The organism is Streptomyces kronopolitis (genome assembly GCF_014646275.1).
Lineage (GTDB): Bacteria > Actinomycetota > Actinomycetes > Streptomycetales > Streptomycetaceae > Streptomyces > Streptomyces kronopolitis.
The window spans coordinates 1-10,053 of record NZ_BMND01000069.1 but is presented as its reverse complement, the minus strand read 5'-3'; the positions used below and the strand labels follow the sequence as shown (position 1 = coordinate 10,053).

At 74.6% G+C, this 10,053-nt stretch carries 10 protein-coding genes and 2 pseudogenes; 6 read left to right on the top strand and 6 right to left on the bottom strand.

What is annotated here, in order from left to right; all coding sequences use genetic code 11:
• From IEY78_RS33125 to IEY78_RS33115, 3 genes and pseudogenes are all read left to right on the top strand, one after another.
• Positions 1-303 (top strand): annotated as a pseudogene (locus IEY78_RS33125) (hypothetical protein); the annotation flags it as partial.
• Between the two features lie 57 nt (positions 304-360).
• Positions 361-1,143 carry a DsbA family protein gene (locus tag IEY78_RS33120; RefSeq protein ID WP_189104688.1) on the top strand — a complete coding sequence of 261 codons (783 nt, stop codon included), beginning with the start codon at positions 361-363 and terminating at the stop codon, positions 1,141-1,143.
• Positions 1,140-2,027 carry a cytochrome c biogenesis CcdA family protein gene (locus tag IEY78_RS33115; protein ID WP_189104686.1) on the top strand — a complete coding sequence of 296 codons (888 nt, stop codon included), beginning with the start codon at positions 1,140-1,142 and terminating at the stop codon, positions 2,025-2,027. The genes IEY78_RS33120 and IEY78_RS33115 overlap by 4 nt, the downstream gene beginning before the upstream one ends.
• Before the next feature lie 61 nt (positions 2,028-2,088).
• Here IEY78_RS33115 and dgt read toward each other — a convergent pair whose 3' ends face one another.
• The 4 genes from dgt to IEY78_RS33095 form a co-directional block, all read right to left on the bottom strand.
• Positions 2,089-3,414, bottom strand: coding sequence for a dGTP triphosphohydrolase (gene dgt, locus IEY78_RS33110; protein WP_229700326.1), 1,326 nt, complete (start codon positions 3,412-3,414; stop codon positions 2,089-2,091).
• 48 nt (positions 3,415-3,462) lie between these two features.
• Entirely contained in the window at positions 3,463-3,816 is a 354-nt protein-coding gene (locus IEY78_RS33105; protein ID WP_189104684.1) for a hypothetical protein, read from the bottom strand.
• A 198-nt stretch (positions 3,817-4,014) separates the two neighbouring features.
• Entirely contained in the window at positions 4,015-4,845 is an 831-nt protein-coding gene (gene nadE / locus IEY78_RS33100) for an NAD(+) synthase (RefSeq protein ID WP_189104682.1), read from the bottom strand.
• A gap of 164 nt (positions 4,846-5,009) precedes the next feature.
• Entirely contained in the window at positions 5,010-5,564 is a 555-nt protein-coding gene (locus tag IEY78_RS33095; RefSeq protein WP_189104681.1) for a GH25 family lysozyme, read from the bottom strand.
• Between IEY78_RS33095 and IEY78_RS33090 the strand changes: the two genes are divergently transcribed.
• The gene (locus tag IEY78_RS33090; RefSeq protein ID WP_189104679.1) at positions 5,563-5,895 is read left to right on the top strand and encodes a hypothetical protein; all 333 of its coding nucleotides are present in this window, start codon (positions 5,563-5,565) and stop codon (positions 5,893-5,895) included. The genes IEY78_RS33095 and IEY78_RS33090 overlap by 2 nt on opposite strands.
• Before the next feature lie 52 nt (positions 5,896-5,947).
• On the opposite strand, the gene IEY78_RS33085 is transcribed toward IEY78_RS33090, so the two are convergent.
• The gene (locus IEY78_RS33085) at positions 5,948-7,168 is read right to left on the bottom strand and encodes a glycosyltransferase family 4 protein (protein WP_189104677.1); all 1,221 of its coding nucleotides are present in this window, start codon (positions 7,166-7,168) and stop codon (positions 5,948-5,950) included.
• A 234-nt stretch (positions 7,169-7,402) separates the two neighbouring features.
• On the opposite strand from IEY78_RS33085, the gene IEY78_RS33080 reads away from it, so the two are divergent.
• Both IEY78_RS33080 and IEY78_RS33075 read left to right on the top strand, forming a co-directional pair.
• Positions 7,403-8,146 carry a response regulator transcription factor gene (locus tag IEY78_RS33080; protein ID WP_189104675.1) on the top strand — a complete coding sequence of 248 codons (744 nt, stop codon included), beginning with the start codon at positions 7,403-7,405 and terminating at the stop codon, positions 8,144-8,146.
• A gap of 1 nt (position 8,147) precedes the next feature.
• The gene (locus tag IEY78_RS33075) at positions 8,148-9,707 is read left to right on the top strand and encodes a sensor histidine kinase (protein WP_189104673.1); all 1,560 of its coding nucleotides are present in this window, start codon (positions 8,148-8,150) and stop codon (positions 9,705-9,707) included.
• A gap of 55 nt (positions 9,708-9,762) precedes the next feature.
• Here IEY78_RS33075 and IEY78_RS33070 read toward each other — a convergent pair.
• A pseudogene (locus tag IEY78_RS33070) lies at positions 9,763-10,053 on the bottom strand (M56 family metallopeptidase); the annotation flags it as partial.

Below are 10,053 nucleotides of genomic sequence, written 5' to 3'. Positions count from 1 at the left end.
ATCGCGGCGGACCCGGCCGGCACGCCGCGGCGGGCCGCCGCCCACGGCGGTCCGCGGCTCGACGACCGCGCGCCGCTCGCCGTCGCCGCCGCGCCCAAGCGCTGCTCCAACCGGCACGCCCCGGGGACCGACGAGTCCGCCCCGCTGCCCACCCCGCACCGCGGTGAACCCCTCGCCCCCGCCACCGCCGGCTCCGGACCGCGGGCCGCCGACCTCCCGGCGCGGCACGCGCTCGCCCGGCCACCGACGGACGCCGCCCCCGCCGTCGACGACACCTCGCTCCTGCCCGTACTGCGGATATAGGCCGCCGCCCCGACGCACCCGGCCTGAATTCCCCCTCCGTACGTCTGGAGCTTCCGCATGCCCGCATCCGCTTCCCGCACCCGCAAACTGGCCGCCGTCGGCGCGGTCCTCGCACTCGTCGTCGCCGTGATCGCCATCGGCGTCGTCATCGCCAAGTCCACACAGAGCGGCAACGAGACCGCGTCCGGGGCCGCGCCCGGGGCCTCCTCCTCGCCCGAGGCCGGGGAGGACCCGGCCCAGCAGAAGATGTTCGACGACCTCGCCCGGCGGACCACCCGCCGCGCGGACGGCGACCCGCTGGCCGTCGGCAAGAAGGACGCCCCGGTGGTGCTGGTCGAGTACGCCGACTACCAGTGCTCGTTCTGCGGCCGGTTCACCCGCGAGACCCAGCCCGAGCTGATCAAGAAGTATGTCGACGCGGGCACCCTGCGCATCGAGTTCCGCAACTTCACCGTCTTCGGCGCCGACTCCGAGCGGGCCGCCCGCGCCTCCTGGGCCGCGGGACAGCAGGGCAGGTTCTGGCAGCTGCACGACCAGCTGTACGCCAAGACCCGCAAGGGCTCCGCGCTCGCCGAGGACAAGCTCGTCGGCCTGGCCCGCGACAGCGGCGTCAAGGACATCGACCGCTTCCGCGCGGACATGAAGAGCGCGGACGCCGACAAGGCGCTGAAGAAGGATCAGGACGAGGGCTACCAGCTGGGCGTCCAGTCCACCCCGTCCTTCCTGGTCAACGGCCGCCCGGTGGCCGGCGCCCAGCCCCTGGAGGTCTTCTCCCAGGCCGTCGACGAGGCCGCACGGGCGGCCAAGGACCACCCCGCGGCCAAGGGGGCCGGCAAGTGAGCGACATCGGCTACCTCGCGGCGTTCCTCGGCGGGGCGCTGGCGCTGCTCAGCCCGTGCAGCGCCCTGCTGCTGCCGGCGTTCTTCGCCTACTCCCTCTCGACCCCCGGCCGGCTGGTCGCCCGTACCGGAGTGTTCTATCTGGGGCTGGCCACGACGCTGGTGCCGCTCGGCGCGGCCTCCACGGCGGCCAGCCGGCTGTTCAACGGCCACCGGGAGCTGCTGATCGCCCTCGGCGGCTGGATCGTCATCGCCCTGGGCGTGGCGCAGATCCTCGGCCTGGGCTTCGCCTCCCGCCGCGCGCAGGCCGCGGCCGCGCGGATCACCCCCCGCTCCGCCGTCTCCACGTTCCTGCTCGGCTGCGTCTACGGCCTGGCCGGCTTCTGCGCCGGGCCGATCCTCGGTGCGGTGCTGACCGTCACCGCGGTCAGCGGCTCACCGGTGTACGGCGCCTCGATGCTCGCCGTCTACGCCCTGGGCATGGCGCTGCCGCTGTTCGTGCTGGCCCTGCTGTGGGACCGCTGCAAGCTCGGCACCCGGGGCTGGCTGCGGGGCCGCGAGTTCACCCTGGGCAGGCTGCGGCTGCACACCACCTCGGTGCTGTCCGGGGCGTTCTTCATCGGCATCGGCGTGCTGTTCCTGCGCTTCAACGGGACCAGCGCGCTGCCCGGAATCCTGGACGCGGACGCCGAGTTCCGGGTCGAGGAGTGGGCCCGGCGGCTCGGCAACGCCGTACCGGACTACGCGCTGGTCGCGGCGGCCGCGCTGCTCGTCGCGGCGGTGCTGGGCCGGATCGCGCTGCGCCCGGAGAAGCAGCCGCCGCCGCAGGACGGGGCGGAGCGGCCGCGGAGCGGGGCCGGTCAGCGGGAGGGCGGCGGCGACTAGCCGCCGCGCGGCCACCGGGCCGGGCCGCCGCACGGCGGTACCGGCCCGGGCCGCTCCGGTCTCACAGCCACACGTTGTCGTTGACCGACCCCAGGCCCGTGCCGGACAGCCGGCGGTGCAGCGCCAGGGCCTGGTCCTCGGTCAGCGAGGCGACATGGTCCGCGGCCGCCCGCAGCAGGTCGCCGTGGAGCGCCAGCTCCTCCGCGCGGTCCGGCGGCAGCAGCTCGGGCGCGTCATGGCTCCAGCGCAGCAGCTCGCCGACCACCCGCCGCTTGCCGTGCTGCTGGGTGGCCAGGGCGGGGCGGTCGATGACGTAGCACCACACCAGCTCCTTGAGCAGATCGCAGGCGGCCCGCCGCTCCGCCGGGATCAGCAGCCGCGCCCCGTAGCGGATCGCGGCCGCGCCGCCCACCTCCAGCTCGATCCCGCGGGTGAAGTACGAGATCAGATCGGCGGTGCGGCGGTTGACCGCGACCGCGTCCTCGTGGCTGCCGCTGTACGGCGCGGGCACCGCCAGCCGCTTGCCGAGGTCCGCCATCATCACCAGCGCCGCGTCCCGGTCGAAGGCCTCGCCCGCGCGCGCCCGCTTGGCCTGCACGTAGTCCAGGAAGCGCACGGTCTCCCGCTCGGTCTCGCCGCCCGCGGCGCCGTCCGGCGGGAACAGCGCGGCCAGCGGGATCAGGCCCGTGCGGTAGAAGTCCTCGACGTCGTGGCAGGCGTAGGTGACGTCGTCGGCCCAGTCCATGACCTGCTCCTCGACCGGTACGGCGGTGTCCGTACGGCCGGCCCGCACCCAGGAGAACGCCTCCCGGTCGGCGACGTAGACCCCCCACTTCACATGGCGCGCCGGATCCCGGTCGGCCGGCGCGCGCTCCCAGGGGTACTTGGTGGCGGCGTCCAGGCAGGCGCGGGTCAGGTGCAGCCCGCGGTGGCCCGGGTACTTGTGGGCGGCGAGGAAGGTCAGCACCCGCAGGGTCTGCGCGTTGCCCTCGAAGCTGTCCAGCACGCCGTCGGCGCGGTGCAGTTCGTCCATCGTGGCGCGCAGCGCCAGCTCACCGGCGTGCCCGAAGGGCGGATGGCCGATGTCGTGGGCCATGCACGCCGCTTCGACGAGCGCCGGGTTCGGGCCGCCGTACCGCCGCTCCAGCCGCTCCGCCATCCGCCGGCCGAGCTGCGCCACCTTCATCGAGTGCGTCAGCCGGGTGTGGTAGGCGCCCAGCTCGGCGCTCGCCACCACCTGGCTCTTGCCGGCCAGCGCCCGCCACTGCGTGGAGTACAGGATCCGGTCGACGTCGTGCTCGAACCCGGAGCGCTGCCCGTCGTCGGACACCCGCCGCCGCAGGGAGTGCTGTTCGAGGTCCTCATCGCTGTATCTGGCAGGTCGCATGCGCGGATGGTAGTCCGGCGGGCCGGGCCGGGGCCCGCCGGCGGTCGCTCAGGCGTTCATCCGGCGCCGCCAGCGCGGGGGGAGCCGGGCGTGCGGGCGGGCGTGCAGGGGGTGGGCGTCGGCCCGGCGCCGGCGGTCGTTGCACAGCAGGCACTTGCCGTAGCCCGGCGGCAGGGGGTCCTCGGGGTCGCCGTACAGCGGGTCGACCGCGCCGTGCGGGTGTAGGGCGCAGCCGGTCGGGCCGGTCTGCGCGCCCAGCGAGCCGGCGGCGGTCAGCGCCTGCCGCAGGACGTGCACGAGTTGGTCGGCGTCGCGCCGGTTCGGCGCGGACCGCAGGGCCGAGGCCAGGTCGGAGGCGGTGGTCAGCGCGGTCTGGAGTTCGCGCAGGTTTGCGTCACCCATGCCCCGGAGCGTAGGCGGCCCCACTGACAGTTGATCTTCCGATCGCACTTCGCGGCTTCCCATGGCCGCATGCATGCCCGCTCCGGCCCACGATGTAGCACCGGGACGGTGACGATCCCCTGGCCAGGGCATGACGGGCGGGGGCGGGGCCGCACGGCGCCCCGCCGCGTCAGCCCCTCCGCCCCCGCCGCCGGGGCCTCACGGCGCGATCGGCAGCGCCCGCTTGTGCTCGGTCAGCCGGTAGCGGCGGACGATGGCCTCGGCGGCCGCGGCGTCGACCGGCTCGCCCTCCAGGAAGTCGTCGATCCGGTCGTAGCTCACGCCGAGCGCGTCCTCGTCCGGCTTGCCCGGGTCGAGCGTCTCCAGATCGGCGGTCGGCACCTTGTGGACCAGCTCCGCCGGGGCGCCCAGCGCCGCCGCGACGGCGCGCACCCGGCGCTTGGTCAGGCCGGTGAGCGGCACCACGTCCGCCGCGCCGTCACCGAACTTCGTGAAGAAGCCGGAGACCGCCTCGGCCGCGTGGTCGGTGCCCACGACCAGGCCGCCGTGGGCACCGGCGACCGCGTACTGCGCGATCATGCGCTGGCGGGCCTTGATGTTGCCGTGCACGAAGTCCTGGTGGTGGGCGTCGCGGAAGACCAGCCCGCCCTCCACGGCGGCCGCCAGCGCCGCGTCGCTCGCCGGGCGGACGTCGACGGTCAGCTCCCGGTCGGCGCGGATGAACTCCAGCGCCCGCCGGGCGTCCTTCTCGTCCGCCTGGACGCCGTACGGCAGCCGCATCGCGTAGAAGGCCGCGTCGTGCCCGGCGGCGCGGGCCCGCTCCACGGCGAGCTGGCAGAGCCGCCCGGTGGTGGTGGAGTCGACGCCGCCGCTGATCCCCAGGACCAGGGCGCGCAGCCCCGTGGAGGTCAGCCGGGCGGTGAGGAAGGCCACCCGGCGCTCGATCTCCTGCTCGGCGTCGAAGGACGCGGTCACCTGGAGATCCCGGGCGATCTCCTGCTGCAGGGCCTTGGACGCCGGGTCGGTCACGGCTGCTCCTCTGTCTCTCGTGGTGCGTCGTGCCGTTGTCGTGACGCACGGTGCCGGTGGCGCGCTCCCGTGTGACACGCTGTTCCGCGAGGCGTACGCAGCGTGCGTGAGCCGCGTGCGTGCGCCTCCCGGGGGGCGCGAAGGGGCGTGCCGGTAGGAAAACCTTATGCCGGGTGCGCCCACGTCTTGAGGGCGGCCTTGCTCGTGAAGTTCGCGACGTCCTTGTCCAGCGGGGAGCCGGTGTACTGGTGGATGCGCCACGCGGCCTTGATCCGCGGGTGCCCGGCGGAGACGTAGTCGGCGATCCACAGGCCGTCGGCGGCGTAGGACGTGGTGTCGCGCTGCAGCCAGAATTCGCGGTTGCAGTAGAGCAGCACGCGGTGGGTGGGGCGCAGCCGCTTCACCTCGCGCAGGAACTGGTCCTTCTGCGCATTGCCGGCATACGTCCCGTCGCCGGTGAGCTCCCAGTCGCAGGCCAGGAGATCACCCTGGACCGAGGCGCACTTTTCGACGAAGTATTCCGCTTGGGCGGCGATATTTCCCGGCCACAGGAAGTGGTAGAAACCGACCACGCAGCCCGCCTTACGGGCCTGGGACGCCTGTGCGGACTGGTGCGGATTGATGTAGGAACGGCCTTCGGTGGCCTTGACGAAAACGAAGTCCAACCCCTCGGTGGAATATGAGGAGTTGTAGGAGCTGACATCGACACCGTGCAGCATGAACGGCCTCCTGCCGATCGGACCTGCGGATTCGAAGCGTCAACTGCTCGAAGCGGCAACCGTGTTGCGGCGTGTGGTGGAGTTCCTGCCTTTGTGCGCCGTTGTGCCCCAGCGCACGTGTGTTCCGGTGTTCTCGTCCGTTGCCGCCGCCGTGATCGGGAACCGCTGTGATCCCGAACTGCTGTGTTCCCGCAATGCGGTGTGGCCGGGATCCGGCGTTTCCGTCTTCCGCGATTCAGTTTCGTTCCAGCAGTTTCCAGCAGTTCAGCATGTCGATACCGGAAGGCGCCAGATCGTGGTCGGGAAATTCCGTGCGGACGGGATGAACTGACGGCGCACCGGGCGGGTCAAGTGCGCCGGTGCGGCGTCGGCGGGCGGCCGCCTCAGCGGCGCAGGGCCCGCCGCAGCAGCCGCCGCGCACGGGTGCGCAGGCGCCCCAGGAACCGCTGCCGGGCCCGGCGGAGGCGCGTCGAGTGCAGGTCCTGGAACAGGAGTGCGTAGCGCTCGGCGATCGGCTGCGGGTCGTAGCGGTGCGCGCTCTGCCGCGCGGCGCCAGCCATCTCGCGGCGCCGCTCGGGGGCCTCGATGAGTTCCAGCAGGGCGCCGGCCAGCGCCTGGCCGTCCCCGCGCGGCACCAGCAGCCCGTCCCGGCCGCTGTCGATGATCTCGGCGGGGCCCAGCGGGCAGTCGGTGCTGACCACCGGCACCCCGCAGCGCATCGCCTCGACGAGGGTCATGCCGAACGACTCGGCGTCCGAGGCCGAGGCGACGATCGAGGCCTTGGCGAACTCCGCCTCTATCGGCGAGCGCGGCCCGGTCAGCTCCGCCTGCCGGCCCAGCCCGAGGCCGTCGATCAGCCCCTGGAGCCGCTCCCGCTCGGCGCCGCCGCCGTGTATCCGCAGGCGCCAGTCCGGGTGCTTGGCGGCGACCGCCGAGAAGGCCTCGATCAGCAGGTCGAAGCGCTTGCCGCGGACCAGCCGGCCGGCCGCCGCGATCACCTTCGCGGTGCCCTCGGACGGCGGGCCGTCCGGCGCGGGCACGATGTTGGGCACCGCCAGGACCCGTACCCCCGGCAGCGGCATCCGGGCCCGATAGACGGCGGCGTCCGCCTCCGTCGTGGTGACCAGGGCGTCCAGCGACCTGTAGTGGCGGGCGAGTTCGGCGCGCAGCCGCTTGCTGTGGGCGTCGTGTCTCAGATGCTCCTGGGCGATCCGCAGGGCCCGGCGGGGGCCGAAGCGGGCCAGGTAGACATTGATGCCGGGCCGGGTGCCGATCAGCACGTCGGCGTCCGTGGCCCGCAGGAACTCCGCGGCGCGCACGTCGACCAGCCGGTTGTACTGGTGGTGGCGCTTCTCGGAGAGCGGGAAGTCCTGCGCGGGCTCGCCGAAGCGGGGGTCGGCCATGTCCTCGCTGCCGACGCGGGTGTCCACCAGCGGCACCAGCCGCACCCGGGGGTCCGGGGTGAACCGCGGGACCTCGCGGTGCCGCAGCATCGAGACGATCTCGACGTCGTGCCGGTCGGCGAGTGCGGCGGCGAGGTTGAAGGTGGTGCGGATGGTGCCGCCGATGGCGTACGCGTTGTGCAGCAGCAGGGTGATCTTCATGCGGTGCGGTGCTCTCCCCGAGGTGCCGAGTCGTGTGGACCGTCCGGTCCCCTCGCGACCCGGTCGTCGTGCCGTTCCGTCCGGCACGGGGGCAACCGTGGCGGCAAGGGGTAAGTCCATGGCGTGGCCAGGGTGAGAGCCCGGTAAGAACCACGGGTGAGAGGCGGGTAAGAAACCCGCTGCCGGACCGGCCGCCCGCCGTCGCACCACCGGGCCCTTGGCACACTGGCCCGCGTGACCCATTCCGTGCTGCTCGCCGAGGACGACCGCCCCATCCGCACCGCGCTGGAGCGTGCCCTGACCCTGGAGGGCTACCGGGTCACCGCCGTCGCGGACGGGATCCAGGCGCTGGCCGCCGCGCACCGCGAACGGCCGGATGTGATCCTGCTGGACGTGATGATGCCGGGGATCGACGGGCTCCAGGTGTGCCAGGTGCTGCGCGCGGAACAGGACCGCACCCCGATCCTCATGCTGACCGCCCGGGTCGAGACCGCCGACCGGATCGCCGGGCTGGACGCCGGGGCGGACGACTACGTGGTCAAGCCGTTCGAGGTCGAGGAGGTCTTCGCCCGGCTGCGGGCGCTGCTGCGGCGCACCTCGGCGCCCCCGGCCGGGACGGAGGGCCCCGCGGGGGCCGACGGCGGCGGGGAGGCGGACGAGGCCCGGGCCGTGGACAGCGGTGTGGTGGAGGCGGCGGACCTGCGCATCGACGGCCCCTCGCGGCGCGCCTGGCGCGGGGAGCGGGAGCTGGAACTGACCCGCACCGAGTTCGAACTGCTGGAGCTGCTGGCCCGCAATGCCGGCATCGTCCTGGACCATTCGACGATCTACGACCGGATCTGGGGCTACGACTTCGGGCCGGGCTCGAAGAACCTCGCGGTGTACGTCGGCTATCTGCGCCGCAAGGTCGACGTCCCGGGCAGCCGCCCGCTGATCCACACCGTGCGCGGCGTCGGCTACGTCCTGCGGGAGGACTGAGGTGGCCGGGCCCGGCAGCGGCGGCAGCGGTCCGGGCGCCCGGACCGGGCGGGGCCCGCGGGCCCGGCTGCGGGCCCGGCTGGCCTCCCGGCTGCGGTCCTGGCGCAGCGGAGGGCAGGCCGCCTGGCTGCGCACCCGCAAGCCGGCCAGCCTGCGCACCGCCTTCGCGGTGGCCTTCGCCGCCGGCGCCGCCGCGGTGACCGTCCTCGTCGGCTTCCTCAGCTACGACGCGGCGGCCCGGCTGGTGCGGGTGGACGAGAAGTCGGTGTTCTCCGAGGTCGTGGGGGATCTGCGCACCCAGGTGCAGGAGAAGCCGCTGGCGCCCGGCGACTACGCCTCGTCCGACCCCGACCACGACGGGCCGCGCGACGACCTCACCCGGCCCACCCGCACCGATGTGCAGATCCTGGGCGCCGGCGGCCGGATCGTGGAACGCGGCAGCCCGGCCCTGCCGGCCGGCGCCGCGGAGCAGCGGGTCGCCCGGGACGCCCGCGCCGGCCACACCGCGGAGCGGGAGGCGGACATCGGCGACGACGTCTACCACGTCGCGACCGTCGCGCTCGGCGGCGGCCGCGGGGCGGTCCAGGTCGCCCAGAAGTTCAGCGAGACCGAGGACCTGCTCTCCGCGCTCCAGCAGCGCACCGCCTTGCTGGCTGCCGCGGTCATCGCGCTCTCCGGGGCCGGCGGCTGGTGGCTGGCGCGCCGGATCACCGGCCGGCTGGTGCGGCTGACCTCGGTCGCCGAGAGCGTGGCGGAGCACGGGCGGCTGGACGTCCCGGTGCCGGTGGCGGGGCGGGACGAGGTGGCCCGGCTCGGGCGGGCCTTCGACGACATGCTCGGCCGGCTGGCCAGCGCCGTCCAGGACCAGCAGCGCCTCGTCCAGGACGCCGGGCACGAGCTGCGCACCCCGCTGACCTCGCTGCGGACCAACATCTCGCTGCTCAAGCGCTTCGACGAGCTGCCGCCGGACGCCCGCGAGGAGCTGCTCGCCGACCTGGCGGGCGAGGCCAGAGAGCTGAGCGATCTGGTCAACGAGCTGGTCGACCTGGCCGCCGGGCAGCGGGACGACGATCCGCTGTCGGACGTGAGCCTGGCCGAGGTCGCCGAGAAGGCGGCCGCCTCCGCCCGCCGCCGCACCGGGCGCGAGATCACCGTGCGGACCGCCGCCCCGGCGGTGGTCGAGGGCCGGTCCGCCGCGCTGCACCGGGCGCTGACCAATCTGCTGGAGAACGCCGCCAAGTTCGACGCGGGCGGCACCGAGCCGATCGAGGTCCAGGTCACCGGCGCCCGCTTCGAGGTGCTCGACCGCGGCCCCGGGATCGCCGAGGCGGACCTCACCCGGGTCTTCGACCGCTTCTACCGCTCCGCGGGCGCCCGTGGACTGCCCGGCTCCGGCCTGGGCCTGGCCATCGTCCGCGAGATCGCGACCGCCCACGGCGGCCATGCCTTCGCTGCCGGCCGCCCGGGCGGCGGCGCCGTGCTCGGGTTCACGGTCGGCACGGGGCAGGGGAGCGGCGCCGGCCCCCGCACACGCCCGGGGCACGAGCCCGGCGGCGCCTGACGCCCCGGCCCCCTCCCGCCGCTTCCCGCCGCTTCCGCGCTGCTTCCCGCCGCCCTCAGCGCGGCGCCTCCCCCTGGGCCACCTCCACCGACTCGTGCAGATCGGCCGCGGCGTCCAGGGCGGCGGCCGCCGAGAAGGCGACGCAGGCGAGCAGGGCCGCGGCGATCAGCCGGCGGCCCCGGAAGCCGGACCGTACCCGCGGGTGACCCGTCGCCCGCTCGTCGGCCAGCAGGGCGGCGACCCGGCGCGGGAGCGGGCCGGCCGTCGCGGCGAGCACCCCGCCGGGACGCCGCGGGGTGCTCGCCGTCGCGGCGAGCACCCCGCCGGGACGGCCGGCCCGGTGCCG